The sequence below is a fragment of the Seohaeicola nanhaiensis genome, assembly GCF_042654245.1.
Taxonomy (GTDB): domain Bacteria; phylum Pseudomonadota; class Alphaproteobacteria; order Rhodobacterales; family Rhodobacteraceae; genus Seohaeicola_A; species Seohaeicola_A nanhaiensis.
The window spans coordinates 120,832-139,070 of record NZ_JBHSGI010000031.1 but is presented as its reverse complement, the minus strand read 5'-3'; the positions used below and the strand labels follow the sequence as shown (position 1 = coordinate 139,070).

18 protein-coding genes are annotated in these 18,239 nt (G+C 66.8%); 10 read left to right on the top strand and 8 right to left on the bottom strand.

Translation table 11 applies throughout. From position 1 onward, the window contains the following. The 7 genes from ACFO5X_RS20430 (at nt 1) to ACFO5X_RS20400 (ending at nt 7,503) form a co-directional block, all read left to right on the top strand. Nucleotides 1-1,011, top strand: a complete 1,011-nt coding sequence (locus ACFO5X_RS20430) for a thiamine pyrophosphate-dependent dehydrogenase E1 component subunit alpha (RefSeq protein WP_380720561.1) — start codon at nt 1-3, stop codon at nt 1,009-1,011. Nucleotide 1,012: 1 nt separating this feature from the next. Next, on the top strand, nt 1,013-1,999 hold the full coding sequence (locus ACFO5X_RS20425) for an alpha-ketoacid dehydrogenase subunit beta (protein WP_380720558.1): 987 nt from the start codon (nt 1,013-1,015) through the stop codon (nt 1,997-1,999). Between the two features lie 53 nt (nt 2,000-2,052). Further along, nucleotides 2,053-3,078, top strand: a complete 1,026-nt coding sequence (locus ACFO5X_RS20420; RefSeq protein WP_380720556.1) for a DctP family TRAP transporter solute-binding subunit — start codon at nt 2,053-2,055, stop codon at nt 3,076-3,078. A gap of 65 nt (nt 3,079-3,143) precedes the next feature. Next, nucleotides 3,144-3,680: a TRAP transporter small permease gene (locus ACFO5X_RS20415; protein WP_380720553.1), complete on the top strand. Its 537-nt coding sequence runs from the start codon at nt 3,144-3,146 to the stop codon at nt 3,678-3,680. Beyond that, a complete protein-coding gene (locus ACFO5X_RS20410; RefSeq protein WP_380720550.1) occupies nt 3,677-4,978 on the top strand; it encodes a TRAP transporter large permease in 1,302 nt (433 codons plus the stop codon). The genes ACFO5X_RS20415 and ACFO5X_RS20410 overlap by 4 nt, the downstream gene beginning before the upstream one ends. A 13-nt stretch (nt 4,979-4,991) precedes the next feature. Further along, nucleotides 4,992-6,719, top strand: coding sequence for a thiamine pyrophosphate-binding protein (locus ACFO5X_RS20405; RefSeq protein ID WP_380720548.1), 1,728 nt, complete (start codon nt 4,992-4,994; stop codon nt 6,717-6,719). Continuing rightward, nucleotides 6,712-7,503 (top strand): hypothetical protein, encoded by a 792-nt coding sequence (locus tag ACFO5X_RS20400; RefSeq protein ID WP_380720545.1) that lies wholly within the window; start codon nt 6,712-6,714, stop codon nt 7,501-7,503. The genes ACFO5X_RS20405 and ACFO5X_RS20400 overlap by 8 nt, the downstream gene beginning before the upstream one ends. On the opposite strand, the gene ACFO5X_RS20395 is transcribed toward ACFO5X_RS20400, so the two are convergent. From ACFO5X_RS20395 to ACFO5X_RS20365, 7 genes are read right to left on the bottom strand one after another with little or no spacing between them, the layout of a single operon-like run. After that, a complete protein-coding gene (locus tag ACFO5X_RS20395; RefSeq protein ID WP_380720542.1) occupies nt 7,500-8,420 on the bottom strand; it encodes a CobW family GTP-binding protein in 921 nt (306 codons plus the stop codon). The genes ACFO5X_RS20400 and ACFO5X_RS20395 overlap by 4 nt on opposite strands. Next, on the bottom strand, nt 8,405-9,898 hold the full coding sequence (locus tag ACFO5X_RS20390; protein ID WP_380720539.1) for an amidohydrolase family protein: 1,494 nt from the start codon (nt 9,896-9,898) through the stop codon (nt 8,405-8,407). The genes ACFO5X_RS20395 and ACFO5X_RS20390 overlap by 16 nt, the downstream gene beginning before the upstream one ends. Further along, nucleotides 9,895-11,355, bottom strand: a complete 1,461-nt coding sequence (locus tag ACFO5X_RS20385) for a M81 family metallopeptidase (RefSeq protein WP_380720536.1) — start codon at nt 11,353-11,355, stop codon at nt 9,895-9,897. The genes ACFO5X_RS20390 and ACFO5X_RS20385 overlap by 4 nt, the downstream gene beginning before the upstream one ends. After that, the gene (locus ACFO5X_RS20380) at nt 11,352-11,894 is read right to left on the bottom strand and encodes a TRAP transporter small permease (RefSeq protein ID WP_380720533.1); all 543 of its coding nucleotides are present in this window, start codon (nt 11,892-11,894) and stop codon (nt 11,352-11,354) included. The genes ACFO5X_RS20385 and ACFO5X_RS20380 overlap by 4 nt, the downstream gene beginning before the upstream one ends. 5 nt (nt 11,895-11,899) lie before the next feature. Further along, nucleotides 11,900-12,868: a TRAP transporter substrate-binding protein gene (locus tag ACFO5X_RS20375; protein WP_380720531.1), complete on the bottom strand. Its 969-nt coding sequence runs from the start codon at nt 12,866-12,868 to the stop codon at nt 11,900-11,902. A 27-nt stretch (nt 12,869-12,895) separates the two neighbouring features. Beyond that, nucleotides 12,896-14,179: a TRAP transporter large permease gene (locus ACFO5X_RS20370; protein WP_380720528.1), complete on the bottom strand. Its 1,284-nt coding sequence runs from the start codon at nt 14,177-14,179 to the stop codon at nt 12,896-12,898. Then, nucleotides 14,176-15,321: an NAD(P)/FAD-dependent oxidoreductase gene (locus ACFO5X_RS20365; RefSeq protein WP_380720526.1), complete on the bottom strand. Its 1,146-nt coding sequence runs from the start codon at nt 15,319-15,321 to the stop codon at nt 14,176-14,178. The genes ACFO5X_RS20370 and ACFO5X_RS20365 overlap by 4 nt, the downstream gene beginning before the upstream one ends. Before the next feature lie 156 nt (nt 15,322-15,477). Here ACFO5X_RS20365 and ACFO5X_RS20360 point away from each other — a divergent pair, with 156 nt between their 5' ends. Then, nucleotides 15,478-16,071, top strand: coding sequence for a helix-turn-helix domain-containing protein (locus ACFO5X_RS20360; protein WP_380720523.1), 594 nt, complete (start codon nt 15,478-15,480; stop codon nt 16,069-16,071). 9 nt (nt 16,072-16,080) lie between these two features. On the opposite strand, the gene ACFO5X_RS20355 is transcribed toward ACFO5X_RS20360, so the two are convergent. Beyond that, nucleotides 16,081-16,551, bottom strand: coding sequence for an Lrp/AsnC family transcriptional regulator (locus tag ACFO5X_RS20355; protein ID WP_380720520.1), 471 nt, complete (start codon nt 16,549-16,551; stop codon nt 16,081-16,083). Nucleotides 16,552-16,687: 136 nt separating this feature from the next. On the opposite strand from ACFO5X_RS20355, the gene ACFO5X_RS20350 reads away from it, so the two are divergent. Together ACFO5X_RS20350 and ACFO5X_RS20345 are read left to right on the top strand one after the other, a co-directional pair. Further along, complete coding sequence (locus tag ACFO5X_RS20350; RefSeq protein ID WP_380720517.1) at nt 16,688-16,963, top strand: hypothetical protein; 276 nt, start codon at nt 16,688-16,690, stop codon at nt 16,961-16,963. Nucleotides 16,964-16,984: 21 nt separating this feature from the next. Next, nucleotides 16,985-18,238, top strand: a complete 1,254-nt coding sequence (locus ACFO5X_RS20345) for a 3-methyl-2-oxobutanoate dehydrogenase (2-methylpropanoyl-transferring) subunit alpha (protein WP_380720514.1) — start codon at nt 16,985-16,987, stop codon at nt 18,236-18,238. Nucleotide 18,239: the final 1 nt, after the last annotated feature.

The window sequence follows — 18,239 nt, the reverse complement described above, 5'->3', positions numbered from 1 at the left end:
ATGACGGAAGGCTCGGGCCTGCGCCGTGACAATTTCGACCGGGAGCGGTTCCTGGACATGCTGGGGCTGATGCACCGCATCCGCGCCTTCGAGGAAGAGGCCATCGCCGGTCAGAAGGAAGGTCTGGTGCTGGGCGCCATCCACCCCTCGATCGGGCAGGAGGCCGTCGCGGCGGGCGTCTGCGCCAATCTCGAAACCGCCGACCTCATGCTGTCGACCCATCGCGGTCATGGCCACACCCTGGCCAAGGGCGCCGATCCGCTGGCGATGATGCGCGAACTCTTCGGCCGGCAGGGCGGCACCTGCGGCGGCAAGGGCGGCTCGATGCACATCGCCGATTTCGGTGTCGGCATGCTCGGCGCGAACGGTGTCGTGGGCGCGAATATCCCGATTGCCACCGGCGCCGCCCATGCGCTGAAACTGCAGGGCTCGCGCCAGATCGTGACCTGCATCTTCGGCGACGGCGCCGTGAACCGGGGGCCGTTCATGGAGGGGCTGAACTGGGCGCGGGTCTTCGATCTGCCGGTGCTCTTCGTTTGCGAAAACAACAGCTTCTCGGCCACCACGCGCACCAGCGACATGACCGGCGGCCCCGGCGCGGGCGCCCGCGCCGAAAGCCTCGGCATCGAGGCGACCGAGGTCGACGGCAATGATCTGGTTGCCGTCGACGCGGCGGCGCGCGCGGCCATCGCGGCGGTGCGGGCGGGGCAGGGGCCGCGGTTCCTGACCTGTCACACCTACCGGATGACCGGCCACACCTCGGTCGATCCCGCCGCCTACCGCCCGGCCCGCGAGGTCGAGGAATGGCGCGGCAACGACCCCATCGCACGGCTCGAGGTGGCGCTTCGCGTGGCGGGAGTCGGCGATGACCAGCTGAGCGAGCTGCACCGCAGCGAGGCCGAGACCATGGCACAGATCGCCCGCACCGCGCGCGATACCGACTGGCCGGAGGCCGCTGGGGCCTTCACCGATGTGCAGGATATGGGTGACCCGCGCGAGAGGGCGTTCTGAGATGACCAAGTCGACCTATCTGGAAGCCGGCCGCCGCGCGGTCATGGAAGAAATGCAGCGCGACGCCTCGGTCTGGGCGCTTGGCGAGGATCTGGGCCGCGGCGGCGTCTTCGGCCAGTACAAGGGCCTGCAAGAGATGTTCGGCGCCGGCCGCATCGCCGACACGCCGATTTCCGAGGCCTGCATCATGGGCGCCGCCGTCGGCGCCGCGATGACCGGCACAAGGCCCATCGTCGAGATGCGCTTTTCCGACTTCGCCCTCTGCGCCGTGGACGAGCTGGTGAACCAGGCCGCCAAGGCGCGCTTCATGTTCGGCGGGCAGATGCGCGTGCCGCTGGTCGTGCGCGAACCCGTGGGCATGTGGCGCTCCTCCGCCGCGCAGCATTCGCAATCGCTGGAAAGCTGGTACACCCATATCCCCGGTCTGGTGGTGGTCGCCCCCGCGACACCCGCCGACAACCTGGGCCTGCTCAAGGCGTCGATCCGCTGCGACGACCCGGTCGTTTACATGGAACACAAGAACCTCTGGGCGATGGAGGGCGACCTGCCCGAGGGCGACCATGTGGTCCCGCTCGGCAAGGCCGATGTCGCGCGCGAGGGGCGCGACCTGACCATCGTCACCTGGTCGGGGATGCGGCACGAATGCCTCAAGGCGGCGTCCGCGCTGGCCTCGGAGGGGATCGAGGCCGAGGTCATCGACCTGCGCACGCTCTGGCCCTGGGACCGCGACACGGTCTTCGCCTCGGTCGAAAAGACCGGGCGCCTGCTGGTCGCGCACGAGGCCGTGGCCGTCTCGGGCTTTGGCGCCGAAATCGCGGCAACTGTCGCCGAGGCGCTGCACTTCCGCCTGAAGGCCCCGGTGACGCGGCTGGGCGCGCCGCGCATCCCGATCGCCTATGCGCCGACAATGGAGAACGAGGCCCGCGTCAGCGCGGACCGGATCACGGCCTCGGCGCGCCGGATGATGCAGCCGGCAGGGGTTTCCTGAAAGCCAGGGCGCCGGGAGGGCGCCGTCATTCATCAGTCATGGGAGGACATATCATGATGAACCTGAAGACCTGGATCGCCGCCGGTGCGGCACTCGCAACGCTGGGCCTTGCCCCGGCCATGGCGCAGACCGCCTACAAGGACGAATACCGCGTCTCGACCGTGGTCCCGGCGCCCTTCCCCTGGGGCCTGGCCGCAGAACGCTGGGCCGAACTGACGGCCGAGCGCACCGACGGGCGGATCAAGATGAAGATCTACCCCGGCGTGCAGCTGGTGCAGGGCGACCAGACCCGCGAATTCACCGCGCTGCGTCAGGGCGTGATCGACATGGCGGTCGGCTCCACGATCAACTGGTCGCCCCAGATCACCGAGCTGAACCTCTTCTCGCTGCCCTTCCTGATGCCCGACTATGCGGCGCTCGACGCGCTGACACATGGTCCGGTGGGCGAAAAGCTGTTCGACATCGTCGAGAAGAAAGGTGCGATCCCGCTGGCCTGGGCCGAGAACGGGTTCCGCGAGGTCACCAACTCCAAGCATCCGATCCGCACCCCGGCCGACATGCAGGGCCTGAAACTGCGCGTCGTCGGCTCGCCGATCTACAACGACATGTTCACCGCCCTGGGCGCCAACCCGACCCAGATGAGCTGGGCCGACGCACAGCCCGCGCTGACCACCGGCGCGGTCGACGGTCAGGAAAACCCGCTGACCATCTACACCGTGCTGAAGATGCATGAACTGGGCCAGACCAACGTCACCATGTGGGGTTACGTCGCCGACCCGCTGATCTTCGCGGTGAACCCCGAGGTCTTCAACAGCTTCACCCCCGAAGACCAGGAGATCCTGCGCCAGGCTGCAATCGACGCCGGCACCTATGGCGTCGAGGTCGCCCGCAAGGGTCTGACCGGCGGCGACACCAGCCTGATCGACCAGGTCAAGGGCTATGGGGTCGATGTGGTCACGCTGACCGACGAAGAGCGGCAACAGTTCGTCGACGCGACGCGCGGCGTCTATGACGCGTGGAAGGAAAAGATCGGCGTCGATCTGGTGAACGAAGCGGAAGAGTCGATCAAGAACCGCTGAGCAACCACAGGGTCCGCGCCTCCGTGCGGACCCTGATGACCACCCCCAGACTTTAGGAGCGCGCGATGGCGACCCAGCCAGACGGCGAATCCGCTGAACCGAACGCGAACGACGCGGACACCGCCCATACCATCGTGCCCGTGCGCATCGAAGAGGCGCTTGGTGCCGCCGCCATGGCGGCGATCTGCCTGATCTCCTTCGGCAATGTCGTCGCGCGCTATGCGACCAACGTGTCCTTCGCCTTTACCGAGGAATACTCGGTCTTCCTGCTGGTCTTTATGACCTTCGTCGGCGCCTCGGCCGCCTTCGCGGGCAACCAGCACATCCGCATCACCTTCCTGCTCGACCGGCTGCCGCCGGCGCTGCGATGGATCTGCGAGCTGATCACACTGGCCGCGACAACCCTGATGTTCTCGCTGGTGCTCTACTACGGCGCGCGCGTCACCTATTCCGAATGGTACTGGGAAGAGACGACCCCCGGTCTGGGCAATCCCAGCTGGATCTACACCATCTGGATGCCGATCCTCTGCGTGGCGATCCTGCTGCGCGTTCTGGGCCGCGGCTGGGCGGTGCTGATCCGTGGCCGGAGGGCGGCGCGATGATCACCGCCAACCTGCTGCTGCTCCTCGTCTTCATCTTCCTGATGGCGGTCGGCACCCCCATCGCCGTCGCGCTTGGCATCGGCGGGGCGGTCGGCGTCTATCTTGGCCTCGACGCCACCGCCATGGGGATGATCGGGCCCAATACCTATGCGGCCATCGCCAAATACCCGCTGATCGCCATCCCGCTGTTCATTCTCACCGGGGCAGTTTTCGAAAGGTCGGGCGTCGCCGCGCGGCTGGTGGAATTCGCCCAGGCCATGGTCGGCCCGCGCCGCGGCGGACTGGCCCTGGTGGCGATCCTTGTCTGCATGATCATGGGTGGCATGTCCGGCTCCGGCCCCGCCGATGCGGCGGCGGTCGCCACCGTCATGCTGCCCTCGATGGTCAAGGCGGGCTATCCCAAGCCCTTCACCGCCAGCGTCATCGCGGCCTCGGCCTCGACCGCCATCCTCATCCCGCCCTCCATCGCGATGATCGTCTATTCGGTGATCATCCCCGGCATGGACCTGCGGGCGCTCTTCGCCGCCGGTCTGATCCCCGGCATCCTGCTCGGCACCGCCGTGGCCGTGCCCACCCTGATCCTCAGCCGCCGCCACGATTTCGGCGCGCTGGAATCGCCCGAGCGCCCGCCCTTCTGGAGCAGCCTGCGCCGCGCATTGCCGGGCCTGATGGCGCCGGTGATCATCCTGGGCGGCCTGCGCTCGGGCCTCTTCACCCCGACCGAGACGGCAGTCGTGGCCGTGTTCTACGGGCTGTTCGTCGGCACCGTGCTTTACCGCACGATGGGCTGGCGCGACGTCTACAACGTGCTCGCCGAAAGCGCCAAGATCTCCGGCGTGCTCATGCTGATCCTGTCGCTGGCGGGGCTCTTCGCCTGGGCCGGGTCGACCATGGGGGCCTTCGACGCCACCACCCGCGCGCTGCTCTCGGTCAGCGACAACCAGTGGGTGATCCTGGTCCTGCTGATGATCATCATGCTGCTCGCCGGCATGGTGCTGGACGGCGTGTCGATCTACCTCATCGCGCTGCCCCTGCTGGTGCCCATCGTGCAGGAATTCGGCTGGTCCTACGTCTGGTTCGGCGTGGTCATGGCGATCAACATCGCCATGGGACAGTTCACGCCACCCGTCGCCGTCAACCTGATGGTCACCGCCAAGATCGCCAACGTGCCGCTGGAATCCACCTTCCGCTGGGTCGGCTGGCTGCTGCTGGCCATGGCCGTCGCGCTGGGTCTGATCCTGGTCTTCCCCGAAATCGCGCTCTGGCTGCCAAGGCTGCTGGGCTATCGCATCACCTGAATGGACATAAGACATGACTGACACGAACGAGATGACCGGCGGCGAAGCCATGGTGAGGACCCTGCTCGCGCATGAGGTCGGGCCGGTCTTCGGCATGGGCGGCTTCCAGCTGCTGCCCTTCTACGACGCCGCGCGGCGGCTGGGCCTGAACCACCATCTGATCAACGACGAACGCTGCGGCACCTTCGCCGCCGATGCCTATGCCAAGGTCTCGGGCCGGGTGGGGCTGGTCGACGCGACGCTGGGGCCGGGCGCGACGAACCTCGTGACCGGGCTGGTCGAGGCGCTGAACGCCGGCTCGCCCATCGTGGCCATCGTCGGCGACACCCACCGCGATCACTCGTGGAAGAACATGACGCAGGAAACCCACCAGGCCGAGATTCTGCGCCCCGCCTGCAAGGAGGTGATCCGGGTCGAGTCGGTGCAGCGCATCCCCGAACTCCTGCGACGCGCCTTCATCGTCGCGACAACCGGGCGGCCCGGTCCCGTTGTGGTGATCGTGCCCGAGGATGTCGCGCATGGCACCTACGGCTTCGAGGACGAGGATTTCCTCTGCGACCCCCGCTACGAAGCCGCACCGGCGCTGCGCTGCCGTCCCGAGGCGTCGGCCCTGGCCGAGGCCGCGGCGCTGCTGGCGGCGGCGGAACGTCCGCTGATCCTGGCCGGCGGCGGCGTGCATATCTCGCAGGCGGCCGAGGACCTGCAGGCACTCGCCGAGGCGATGCAGATCCCCGTCGCTCACACGATGAGCGGCAAGGGCGCCATCGCCTGCACCAGCCCGCTCTCGGCGGGCCTGTTCGGCCGCTATGACCGCATCGCCAACGGGCTGATCGAGGACAGCGACTGCCTGCTGGTGGTCGGCTGCAAGCTCGGAGAGATCGCAACCAAGCGCTATACCGTGCCGGGCCCGGGCAAGCGGATGATCCATCTGGACTGCGTGGCCGAAGAGATCGGCCGCACCTATCAGCCCGAGCTGCCGCTCTGGGGCGACGCGCGCGAGGGCATCCGCGACCTGCACGCCGCGCTGAAGGGCAAGCCGCTGCCGGGCGCGCGCAAGGACTGGTGCGACGGCGTGGTCGCCAAGATGGAGGACTGGCGCAAGATGGCCAGCGCCCGTCTGACCAGCGAGGAAGTCCCGGTGTCGATGGGCCGGATGATCGGCGAGCTGAACCAGAACCTGCCCGACGACGCGATCCTGATCGCCGACGGCGGCTTTGCCGCGCATTGGGGCGGGCTGCTTTACGACAGCAAGAAACCGGGCCGCGGCTTCGTGCCGGACCGGGGCTTTGCCTCCATCGGCTACGGCCTGCCGGGCGCCATCGGCGCCTGTCTCGCCGCGCCCGAACGCGCGGTCTTCGCCATCACCGGCGACGGCGGTTTCAACATGGTGCTGGGCGAGATCGAGACCGCGCGCCGCATGAAACTGGCCCCGGTCATCATGGTCGTGAACAACGCCGCCTCGGGCTATGTGAAGGCGCTCCAGCACCTGATGTATGGCGAGGGCAGCTACCAGTCGAGCGACCTGGCCGAGACCAACTATGCCAATGTCGCCGAGGCGATGGGCTGTCTCGGCATCCGGGTCGAAACCCCCGATGCATTGGGCGAGGCGATCCGCCGGGGCCTGGCCGAAAAGAACCGCCCCACGGTGCTGGATGTGGTCGTGACACGCGATCCCGGCAAGATGCTGCCCGCCGCCGACAGCCGCGCGGTCAAGGTCAAGAAGGGCGACCGCGTTGCCTGATCCGCTGCTCGCGGACAGTGTGACCAGGCTGGACGGGGCGCAGGGCCGGACGGTGGTGACCGGCTCGCATGGCGGCGTCTACGCCGCCAGCCTCGCCTACCGCTCGGGCTGCCGCGCGGCGGTGTTCCATGACGCCGGCGTCGGGCTCGACAGTGCCGGGATCGGCGGCCTGGCCTGGCTCGACCGCGCCGGCATGGCGGCGGCGGCGGTCAATCACCGCAGCGCCCCCATCGGCGATGCGGCGGCCATGCTGGCGCAGGGCGTGATCTCGCACGTCAACGCGGCCGCACGGGCCACCGGCGCCCGCCCCGGCATGACCTGCGCCGAGGCGGCGCAGCTGCTCGAGGCCGCCGTTCCGCCCTCGGGCGAGGCTCCCGAAATCCGCGAGGGGCGGGAAGACCTGCAACCGCTGCACGGTGGCCGGCATCTGGTGCTGGTCGACTCCGCCAGTCTGGTCGGGCCGGAAGACGCCGGGAAAGTTGTCGTCACCGGCTCGCATGGCGCGATCTTCGGTGGCAATCCGGCCAACGCGCTCAAGGCGGATGCCTATCTCGCCCTGTTCAACGACGCGGGCGGCGCGGCCACCTCCCGCCTGCCGGCGCTGCAGGCGCGCGGCATCGCCGCCGTCACCGTCGCCGCCAAAAGCGCGCGGATCGGCGACGCACGGTCCACCTACGAAGACGGGGTTATCTCGGCCTGCAACGGCCTTGCCGCCGCAATGGGGGCAACCATCGGCCGCTCCGCGCGCGATTTCGTCAACGCCGCGCTGACACAGGGCACCTAACCGGCGCGCAGGGCATCCAGCAGCCGCAGCGCCGCGTTCGGCTCGAACCCCTCCGCCTCGCCGATCAGCACCAGCGAACAGCCGGGCAGATCCTGCGTCGCCGGCACAAGGCTTGCGCGGCGGCCGACCATCTGGAACAGCAGGGTCTGGCCGGGCTTTTCCCGCAGCGTCAGAAAGCCCTTCGCGCGCAACAGCTTCGGCGCGAGCGTCTGGATCACGCCCTGAAACCGGGGCAGCGACACCGCCCCGGGGCAGGTCCATTCCACCGTCGCAAATCGGCTCTGCGTGGTTCTCGCCGAAGGCGCGCCGCTTTGCCGGGTCACCGTCGCACCGATCAGATCGCCGATCTCGGCCGCGCTTCCGTCAAGCCCGAACACCGGCTTGCGCCCCATCGCCGCCAGCCGCGTCTCCACCTCGGACAACCGGGCATCGCCGGGCGTCACCTTGCTGAGCTGGATCAGATCCGACCCCCGCACCTGCGCCTGCCACAGCGGGTCGTTCCACCGGGCGGGATCCCCCAGCACGTCCTCCACATCCACCAGGCAGATCACGCTGTCGAGCGCGGCGGCGCGGAACAGCACCGGGTCCATCAGCCCCTGCACCACGCCCGCCGGATCTGCGATGCCGCTCGCCTCGATCACGATCAGGTCCGGGGCGCTCTTCCCCAGCACGGTCTTCATCGTGCGCAGCAGATCGCCCTGCAGCGAACAGCAGATGCAGCCGTTCCTCAGGCCGATCACCTCGTCGGTGCGGCTTTCCAGCAGGGCGGCGTCGATGTTGATGCTGCCGAAATCGTTGACGATGGACGCGATCTTTCGGCCATCGGCGCGCGCCAGCAGGTCGTTGATGAAGGTCGTCTTGCCGGCCCCGAGAAACCCGGTGACCAGCACGACGGGAACGGTCACCTGGCCGGGCATCGGATCGGCCGGCCGGGCGCGGCGGCGGCATCGAGTTCGCCCTCGGCAATCACCGGCACACCGCCCACCAGCAGGTGGCGCACGCCCTCCGCCGGACGGTTCATGTCGGTGAAGGTGGCGCGGTCGCTGATCGTGGCGGCATCGAAGACGACGATATCGGCATCGAACCCTTCCCGCAGCCGGGCCTTGCGCGCGATCTGCGGCGCGGCGCCCTCGATCACGCGCGCGGGGTACAGCGTGCATTTGGCAATGGCCTCGACCAGCGGGATCACCTCGCGCTCGCGCGTGTATTCCCGCAGGAACCGGGTGAAGGTGCCCGATGACCGGGGATGCGCCGAAACCTCGGGCGGCAGCGGCCAGTCGAGCCCTTCGTACAGCGACCCGTCAGGCCGCACCCAGGGCATCGCGTCCGAGGCGATGGAGCCGCCGGCATAAGTGACCGAGGCATCCAGCATCCGCCGGTGCTCGGGGTTCACCTCGACGTCCAGATAATGCCACATCACCAGATCCGAAGGCGCCTCATGCGCCGCGCGCAGGATGTCGTCGCGGTCGGCAAAGCGGTGGTGGTTCTTCACCAGCTCGATATCCGAATAATCGCTGCCGGTCCGGGCGGTGAATTCGGGATCGGCGAAGAACCCGGCGCCCACCACGGTCGAACCAGTGCCATAGGGATAGGCCTCGGTGGTGACCGGCAGACCCTGCGCCTGCGCCTTGGCGATCACCTCGACCGCGCGGTCGATGTCGCGCAGGCTGGTCGAGTTGAGGTGGCAGATATGCATATGCGCCCCGGTCGCACCGGCCAGGCCGATCAGGCGGATATAGCTGTCGACCGATGAATTCGGGTCTATATTGGCCATATAGGCGATATGGGTATAGGTCGGCCGGCCGTATTCGGCGGCCAGATCGCAGATCAGCGACAGCTCCTTCAGACCCGCGCCGGGCAGATATCCGTTCGGCAGACCGATGCCGATCCCGCCTTCCTCCAGCCCCTGCCGGGTGATCGAGACGATTTCTTCGATCACCTCGGGCGTTCCCGCGTCGGTGCTCCACCGGTTGTCGTTCGATCCGCCCATCTGCGCGATGATGTTGCGCGTCCCGTCCGGGGTGAAACCGCCAAAGGCGGCGCGGCGGGCAAAGGCCCAGGCAACCGCGGTCCCATAATTCAGCACCCGCGGAATACCGGCCTGCGTCTCGTACCACTCGGCAACCGGCAGCACGCCCACTTCCAGTTCCAGCGAGGTCGTCACCCCGTCAAAGGCCTGCATCCGGTCGGCGGCAACCGACTGGCCATGCGCGTGGATGTCGATAAAGCCGGGGGCGACGACCAGCCCGGTGGCGTCGATCTCGCGCGCGGCGGCGCCAAGATCGGTGCCGACGCCAGTGATCGTATCGCCCGTGACCGCGACATCGCACACCTCATCGAAACCCGTCTCGGGGTCGATCACGCGGCCGTTGCGGATCAGCAGATCATGGGTCATGGGCGGTCTCCTGCGAAGGGGTTCTCGGTCTTGGGCCAGTAATTGTCGTCCGGCTTGGTGTAGGGGATGATGGTGTAATCCGGCGGGATCGCGCCCGGCGTGGCCAGGTGGATGATCTCGGAGGCGATCGGCTCGAAAGCGGCGTAGAAGTGCTGCGAGGATTTCACAACCACATATTTCATCTGCGCCGGATCCAGCCCAAGCTCAGTGAAGACCTCCGGATGGAAGGTCTGGGTGCGCCGGGTCGACAGCACGATATGCACGCCATCCGCCTCGATCCAGACGGTATCGCCCAGGCCGGTCAGCGCGGGTCCGAAATGCTGTTTCGCGTCATGCTTGATGCCGCGCACGGTCACGGTCAGGTCGACCGGATCGCCCGACATCGGGCCGATCTTGCCGCCGACGCGCACCGGCATCACCGCCCCGACACCCGCATCGATGCACATCGACACCAGAACCGGATCCCAGAAGGTGGCAAAGGCGATATCCTTCAGCCCCCGATCCAGCGCGGCGCGCAATACGAAAGTGGAATCCGACGGCGCGCCGCCACCGGCGTTGTCGGCGAAATCGGCCAGCACGACCGGAAAGGCGTTGCTGGCAATCGCCCGGCCCAGCCCTTCCTCGATACCGGGAAAGCTGCGCAACTGGTGGCGCATGTCCCAAAGCTCGCGGCCCAGGTCGCGGGCGCGGCTTTCGGCCAGCTCCGCATCTCCGTCCGTGATGACCAGCGTGCGGGTGCCCGCACGCGGGCTGTCGCCCCAGGGAAACCCATGCGCCAGCGAAACGGACAGGATCCCGTCCTTGCCCTCCATCGCCGACATCCGGTCGACATAGCCGCGTACCGGCTCGAAAGGCGTGTGATACATCGCCATCATCCGGCAGTCGTAATCGCGCATCACCGGGCGGGTGCGCCCCTCGGCGGCGTCCGCGCAGATCGTGAACAGCTCTTCCGCGCGTTCGCCGATATCGACGTGCGGGTATTCCTTGTAGCAGATGATCGCCGTGGCGGCGGCCAGCATCTCTTCGGTCAGATGGCAATGCGGGTCGATTTCCAGCCCGACGGTCGCTGCCGGCCCGACGATCTCGCGGGCGCGGCTCAGCAGGTCGCCTTCGCAGTCGTCATAGCCTTCGGCGATCATCGCCCCATGCATCGACAGCAGAACCACATCCACCGGCATCGCGGCGCGCAGGTCGTCCAGAATATCGTCGCGCAGCGCCTCATAGACCGCGCGCACGGTCGGCCCGGCCGGCTGCGCATAGGTCGCCAGTCCCTCGACCACCTCCCAGCCCAGGGCCTCGGCCCGGCGCCGCCAGACCGTCACCGCCGTGGCATAGGGTCCGGTTTCGCCATAAGACGCCCGCTTGGTGTGAAGGTTTTCCTTGAAGCCGCTCCAGCCGGTCGGAATGGGCGAAAAGGAATTGGTCTCGGTGGCCAGCGAGGCCATGAACATCTTCATGCGGCAGGTTCCTGTTGCGGGGTCGGTTCGTCGGGCAGCCCCAGCCGGGCGAGATCGGCCAGGATATGGACAACGATAAAGGCGAAGGCGACCGGGATCGCGATGCCGAAGGCCATCATCGGCAGGGGCATCGTCTCGGCCTGACGGCCGGCAAGCCGGGCGATATAGCCGCGCGTCGGGTCCATCCCGGCACCAAAGACGCAATACCAGATCGTCACGGAGACGAAGATCAGCGCGCCGAAGCTGCGCACCAGCGTCGCCACCGCGCCATAGGCGCCCCGCAGCCGCAGCGCTTCGGGAAAGAGGGTGGGGTCGGCCTTCAGCTTGTAGGCGCATGACGCCCCCATCACCCCGGCCCAGACCATCGAGAAGCGCGCCAGTTCCTCGGTCCAGATCGGCGGCTGGGCCAGAAGATAGCGGGCGAAGACCTGCCACGAGGCGGCGGTCAGCATGACCGCCACCGCCAGCGTGGCCACCGCCAGCCCGGCCTGGAAGAACCGGCGCGACAGCCGGTCCAGGCCCAGGGCGATTTGGCGCATGGCGCTCACCGTCCCACCGCTGCCTTCCAGGCCGCGAAGGACTCGGCCGGCATCTCGACGGCCTCGTACAGCGGTTCCGACGCGGCGCGGAACTTGGCGCGCTCTTCATCCGACAGGTTGATCACCTCGATCCCGGCGGCTTCAAGCTCGCCAAAGATTTTCTGACCCGCTTCAAGGAAGGCCCGGTTGGCGTCATGCGCCGCCTTCACGCCCGCATCGACAACGGCGCGGTCGGCCTCGGACAGACCCTGATACCAGTCCTCCGAAGCGATCGCGATGCGGACCGAGGGCGAAATCTTCACGTTGGTGAAATACTTGATGAACGAGGTGTGGCCATAGACCAGCGGCACCGAGGGCGGGTTGATATAGCCTTCGGCCACGCCCGTCTGCAGCGCGTTCGGCACCTCCGACCACGACACGATGGTGCCCTTCGCGCCCCAGGCCTCAAAGGTATTGATCTGCAGCTCGTCCAGTGCGCGCATCCGCACGCCAGCGAAATCCTCGAAACTGCGGATCGGCTTCTGGGTGGTGAAGATGCCCGTGGGCTGCCCGAGATAGACCAGATCCAGAACCCGCACGCCATGCGGCAGCGTGCCGGCGTTGATGGTCTCCAGCATCCCGTCGTCCAGCGCGGTGTCGAGCTGTTCGGTGCCGTCAAAGAAGAACGGCATCATCGACCCGAAGATCGTGCCATCCAGCTGCCCGGCCGACTTCGCGTCGGACATCGACACTTCCAGCAGCCCGGTGCTGACCTGATCCAGCCGCTCGGCCTCTTCGCCCAGCGAGTTGCGCTCGAACTCGACCGCGTTCAGGCCGTTCGCGTTCAGATATTCGGCGAAGGTATGGGCCCAGACATAGGTGCCCGACTTGTCCATGTCCGGCGGCGCATCGAGGGCGATCTTGATCTCTGCGGTCGCGGGCAGGGCCAGCGCGAGGCTCGCGGCCGTGGCGGCGATGATTGTCCTGAAGTTCATGTTTCTCTCTCCACTGTTGTTTGCAGTCTAGTTCCAGAGCCCCATCATGCGCGGCAGGATAAGGCTGATCTCGGGCACCGCGGCCAGCAGCGCGAGCACCATGATTTCGACGATCACGAAGGGGATGACCTTGCGCGCCAGTTCCCAATAGCGGATGCCGGTGACGGTCGACACGATCAGCAGGCATCCCCCAAGCGGCGGCGAAACCAGCCCGATCGACAGGTTGAAGCAGATGACGATGCCCAGGTGGACCGGATCCGCGCCATTGGCCAGCGCGACCGGGGCCAGCAGGGGCACCAGCAGGGCCAGCGCGACGGTCACGTCCAGCACCATGCCGGCCAGGATGAACAGAATGTTCATCGCAACCAGATAGCCGACCGGGCCAAGGCCCATGCTGTCCACCAGTTGCGCCAGCGCCTGGGGCGCCCGCTCCAGCGCCAGCAGGTGGCTGAAGGCGGCAACGGCGCAAAGGATCATGAAGATCGACCCGGTCAGCACGGCGGTACGCGACAGGGCCTCCCACATGTCGGACAGGTTGAGGCCGGTATAGAACCAGGCGACCAGCGTGGCGGCGACAACCGCGACGGCGGCGGCCTCGGTCGGCGTCATCCAGCCGAAGACGATGCCGCCGACGATGATGGCGGGCAGGCACATGGCGGGCAGGGCCTGCCAGATCGCCGGCAGCACCGCAGGCGCATCGGCCTTCTCGATGCGGGGGTGATCCTCTTTCCAGGCATACCAGCCGTTCACGATGAACAGCGCCCCAGCGAGAACGAGGCCCGGCAGGATCCCGGCGACAAACAGCGCCGCGACCGAAGTCTGCATCAGCGCGCCATAGAAGATCAGGATGATCGAGGGCGGCACGATGGGGCCGATGATCGACGAGGCCGCGGTGATCGCGCCGGCATAGGCCGCCGTATAGCCCCGCTCGCGCATGGCGGGGACAAGGGTGTTCGACAGCGCGGCGGCATCGGCCACGGCCGACCCGGAAATGCCCGCGAAGAACACCGAGGTCATGATGTTCACATGGCCCAGCCCGCCGCGCAGGCGCCCGACCAGCGCCATCGACACGTCGATCAGCGCCTTGGTCACGCCCCCCCGGTTCATCACCTCACCGGCCAGGATGAACAGCGGCATGGCAAGCAGCGAAAAGACACTGATCTGCGAAAAGATCTTCTGCGGCATGACCGCGAGATAGCGGGTGTTGTCCGAGGCGACGAAGGCCAGGATCGCCGCGCCGCCGATGACATAGGCCAGGGCCAGACCGGAGGCAAGCAGGGCGATGGCTGCAAGCGGAACAAGCCAGATCATGCGGCGGACCTCAATCTTTCGGGCGACAGCGAGGCCGGATCGAATCCGGTGGCAAGCAGGCGCTCGGACGGCGGCAACCCGAGAACGCTGTTGGCGGCAAAGGCCGCGAGGGCAGGGGCGGACTGGATGCCATAGCCGCCCTGACCCGCAAGCCAGAAGAACCCCGGCACGCGGTCCGAGAATCCCGCGACCGGTGCCTTGTCGGCAACGAAACTGCGCAGTCCCGCCCAGCTGCTTTCGATCCGTCGGATGGTCAGATCAAAGGCGGTCATGATCCGGTCGGCGCCGATCGCGATGTCCATCTCGTCCGGCTGCGCGTCGCAGGGCTCGGACGGTGTCGCATCGGCCGGCGAGATCAGCAGGCGGCCGGCATCGGGCTTGAGGTAGAATTCCTCGTCCACGTCGATGGTGATCGGCAGCCCGGCGGTACGGACGGTCGGATGGTCGGCGATGGTCATGGCGGTACGGCGCTTCGGCACCAGCCCGATCTCTCCGGCCCCCGCCATGGCACCGATCACATCTGCCCAGGCGCCCGACGCATTGATGACGAGTGGTGCACGGAAATCACCCCCCCTCGTTTCGACCCGCCAGTCGGTCCCGTCATGCGCCAGACCCGCCACCTCGGCATTGGTCACCACCCGCCCGCCACGCGCCCGCAACATTCGCAGATAGCCGCTGTGCAGGGCGTGCACGTCGATGTCCTGCCCCTGACGGTCCATCATTCCGGCGCTGGCATAACCGGGGCGCAGCAACGGCTGGCAAGCTGCCAGCGCCTCGCCGTCAAACCGCTCGACCTCTGTCTGCGAGGCGACATCCTCCGTCAGCCGGTCCAGCGCGGCGCGCTGGTCGTCGCGTGCGATCATCAGCACCGGGCGGGGCGAGAACAGGGGGTTTGACGTAAACCCTTCTGGAGGCTCGCGAAAAAACGGTTCCGATGCGACGGTCAACTGCCGGATCGGGGTCGGCCCATAGCAGGGCGCAAACACCGCCGCCGAACGACCGGTGGTGTGATAACCCGTCTGGCTTTCGCGTTCGAGCAGGATGACACGGGCCGAAGCCGCAAGTTCGGCCGCGACCGAGGCACCGGCAATGCCTCCCCCGATGACCAGGATATCGGCGGTTTCTGGAGGAGGAGTCTGCATTCCGAGTCTCTTCGATGCGCTTTCGAATCAGCTTCCGTGAAATCGGTTTTGATTACAAGAAAATTTTTCACATACGAAAATCGGTTTGCTTTTCGTCTATGAATTGGGCGCATGATGTGGAAAATTGCAGCATCACGCGCGACGGGATCAGGACGGATGCCAAACAAGAGCGAAGTCGGTAAGCGGCTGAAATTCCTTCGGAAATCAGAGCAGATGACGCTCGCCGAGCTGGCATCGCGGTCGGATGTCTCGGTCTCGACCATCTCGAAGATCGAGAACGGGGCGCTGTCGCCGACGCTGGATGTGATCCTCAAGCTCTGCGACGGACTCAAGGTCAAGATCGGCGATCTTGTGAACGGAGAAGAGGGCGACTCCCCGCGCGAGTCCCTGCCCAACAGCCGCATGTCCACCGCCATGAAAGGCGAGGGCGCGCTGATCAGCACGACCAATTACGACTATCTGTATCTGTGCCCCGAGGTGAAGAACAAGTTCATCGTGCCGATCCTGGCCAAGGTAAAATCGCGCGATATCAAGACCTTCGGCGAGCTGTTCCGCCACGGTGGCGAAGAGTTTCTTTACGTCCTGAAGGGACAGGTGGAAGTGCACAGCGAATTCTACGAACCGGTCACGCTCGGCGAGGGCGACGGCGTCTACCTCGACAGTTCCATGGCGCACGGCTATCTCAGCACCGGCGACGGCGACGCCGAGATCCTGTGCATCTGCACCGAACCGCAGGTGCAGACGATCTGACCCAGCGCCTCACGCCGGAACCGAAATTCCGCCCTGTTTCAGGCAACGCAGCGTGAAGGTCGACCGCGAATGCTGGATGCCCGGCACGCGATACAGCTTGTGCCGCAGGAACTCTTCGTATCCCCTGGTCCCGTCCACGGCGACCTTGATGTAATAGTCGTATTCCCCCGTGGTCAGATAGACTTCCAGCACCTCTGGCAGTTCCGCCATCGCGCGGCCGAAGGTTTCCAGCACCGCATCGTCGTGCCGGTTCAGGGTGACTTCGATGATCACCGTCTCGGGCGCACCCAGCTTTTCCTGATCCAGAACGGCGGTATAGCCCTTGATGTACCCCTCGGCCTCCAGCCGGCGGGTCCGCTGCCAGCAGGGGCTGGGCGACAGTCCCACCTCTTCGGCAAGGTGGTTGTTCCCAAGCCGTCCGTCGCGCTGGAGCGAACGAAGAATGCGGCGGTCGATATCGTCGAGAGGTCGGATTTCCATGGATGATTGTGCTTTCAAATCTGGGGAATGACAGAAGGATCGTCTGAAAACCTATCTGAAACTTGGCAATGCGAAAACTAATTCTATCTGAGCCGTGGCACATTCTTCCCGTCAGATCACGGAGGAGGACCGGCCGGTGCACTTTGCGAGTTTCACGTCGGCGGCGCCGCTGGATCACCTTGGGCGGGTTCTGGACGAACTGCGGCGACGCGGCTTTCAGCTGTGCGGCCTGGCGGTCTCCGTCGGGGCCAACGGGCAGGCGATAGCCGCCGCAAACGAGGGCGCGCTGGCGGAAATCCGCATCGATTTCGACGCCAGCAACGCCTTTGCCGCCGACAACTATCTCGCCCGGATCGCTGGCATTCCGGGCATCCGCGATCTGCAGGGCGGTCTCGCCCCGCGCCAGGCCTGACCGAGGAAGGAAAGGACTTCCATGACCAAGGACAGCGACCCCGACCTGCCGCCACTAAGGCTGAGCGTGCCGGAACCCGAGGTGCGGCCGGGCGGCAGGCCCGATTTTTCGCATGTGAAAATTCCGCCCGCCGGCGATGTCCGCCGCCCGCCGGTCGACGTCGATCCGGAGGACATCCGCGACCTCGCCTTCACCATTATCCGCATCCTGAACCGCGACGGCGAGGCGGTGGGGCCCTGGGCCGAGGCGCTGGATTTCGACGCCGACGACCTGCGCGACGGGCTGCGCCACATGCTGACGCTGCGGGCCTATGACGCGCGGATGCAGATGGCGCAGCGCCAGCAGAAAACCTCGTTCTACATGCAGCATCTGGGCGAAGAGGCGATCTCCTGCGCGTTCCAGCGCGCGCTGGCACCCGGCGACATGAACTTTCCGACCTACCGGCAGGCCGGCCTTCTGGTGGCGTCGGGCTATCCGCTCAAGACGATGATGTGTCAGGTTTTTTCGAACGACGGCGACCCCGTCCGCGGGCGCCAGCTGCCTGTGTTCTATTCGTCGAAAGAGCACGGGTTCTTCTCGATCTCGGGCAACCTGGCGACTCAGTATATCCAGGCCGTGGGCTGGGCCATGGCCTCGGCCATCTCGGGCGACCGCAAGATCGCCGCAGCCTGGATCGGGGACGGATCGACCGCCGAGAGCGACTTTCACGCGGCGCTGGTCTTCGCCTCGACCTACAAGGCGCCGGCAGTTCTGAACATCGTCAACAACCAATGGGCAATTTCGACCTTTCAGGGCATCGCGCGGGGCGGATCGGGCACCTTCGCGGCGCGCGGCCATGGTTTCGGTATTCCGGCCCTGCGGGTGGACGGCAACGACTATCTGGCGGTCTGTGCCGTCGCGCGATGGGCGGCCGAGCGGGCACGCCGCAACCTCGGACCCACACTGGTTGAATACGTCACCTATCGCGCCGGCGGGCATTCCACCTCGGACGATCCTTCGGCCTATCGCGCCGCCGAGGAAAGCGCCGCATGGCCGCTGGGCGATCCGATCCTGCGGCTGAAGAACCACCTGATCGCCCTGGGCGAATGGAGCGACGCGCGCCACGATCAGGCCGAGGCCGAGGTTCTGGCCACCGTGATCGCCGCCCAGAAAGAGGCCGAGGCAATCGGCACCCTGCACCAGGGGCTGCACCCCAGCCCGCGTGACATGTTCGAGGATGTCTACGCCGAGATGCCACCGCACCTGCAACGGCAGCGCCAGGAATCGGGGTTCTGAC

What these genes read in the sequence shown, in the direction of transcription:
- ACFO5X_RS20415 (WP_380720553.1), top strand. Translation starts at nt 3,144, where the DNA reads ATGGCGACCCAGCCAGACGGCGAATCCGCTGAACCGAACGCGAACGAC.
- ACFO5X_RS20360 (WP_380720523.1), top strand. Translation starts at nt 15,478, where the DNA reads ATGCCAAACAAGAGCGAAGTCGGTAAGCGGCTGAAATTCCTTCGGAAA.
- ACFO5X_RS20375 (WP_380720531.1), bottom strand. Translation starts at nt 12,868, where the DNA reads ATGAACTTCAGGACAATCATCGCCGCCACGGCCGCGAGCCTCGCGCTG.
- ACFO5X_RS20355 (WP_380720520.1), bottom strand. Translation starts at nt 16,551, where the DNA reads ATGGAAATCCGACCTCTCGACGATATCGACCGCCGCATTCTTCGTTCG.
- ACFO5X_RS20405 (WP_380720548.1), top strand. Translation starts at nt 4,992, where the DNA reads ATGACTGACACGAACGAGATGACCGGCGGCGAAGCCATGGTGAGGACC.
- ACFO5X_RS20380 (WP_380720533.1), bottom strand. Translation starts at nt 11,894, where the DNA reads ATGCGCCAAATCGCCCTGGGCCTGGACCGGCTGTCGCGCCGGTTCTTC.
- ACFO5X_RS20345 (WP_380720514.1), top strand. Translation starts at nt 16,985, where the DNA reads ATGACCAAGGACAGCGACCCCGACCTGCCGCCACTAAGGCTGAGCGTG.
- ACFO5X_RS20430 (WP_380720561.1), top strand. Translation starts at nt 1, where the DNA reads ATGACGGAAGGCTCGGGCCTGCGCCGTGACAATTTCGACCGGGAGCGG.
- ACFO5X_RS20410 (WP_380720550.1), top strand. Translation starts at nt 3,677, where the DNA reads ATGATCACCGCCAACCTGCTGCTGCTCCTCGTCTTCATCTTCCTGATG.
- ACFO5X_RS20420 (WP_380720556.1), top strand. Translation starts at nt 2,053, where the DNA reads ATGATGAACCTGAAGACCTGGATCGCCGCCGGTGCGGCACTCGCAACG.
- ACFO5X_RS20385 (WP_380720536.1), bottom strand. Translation starts at nt 11,355, where the DNA reads ATGAAGATGTTCATGGCCTCGCTGGCCACCGAGACCAATTCCTTTTCG.
- ACFO5X_RS20395 (WP_380720542.1), bottom strand. Translation starts at nt 8,420, where the DNA reads ATGCCCGGCCAGGTGACCGTTCCCGTCGTGCTGGTCACCGGGTTTCTC.
- ACFO5X_RS20425 (WP_380720558.1), top strand. Translation starts at nt 1,013, where the DNA reads ATGACCAAGTCGACCTATCTGGAAGCCGGCCGCCGCGCGGTCATGGAA.
- ACFO5X_RS20370 (WP_380720528.1), bottom strand. Translation starts at nt 14,179, where the DNA reads ATGATCTGGCTTGTTCCGCTTGCAGCCATCGCCCTGCTTGCCTCCGGT.
- ACFO5X_RS20365 (WP_380720526.1), bottom strand. Translation starts at nt 15,321, where the DNA reads ATGCAGACTCCTCCTCCAGAAACCGCCGATATCCTGGTCATCGGGGGA.
- ACFO5X_RS20390 (WP_380720539.1), bottom strand. Translation starts at nt 9,898, where the DNA reads ATGACCCATGATCTGCTGATCCGCAACGGCCGCGTGATCGACCCCGAG.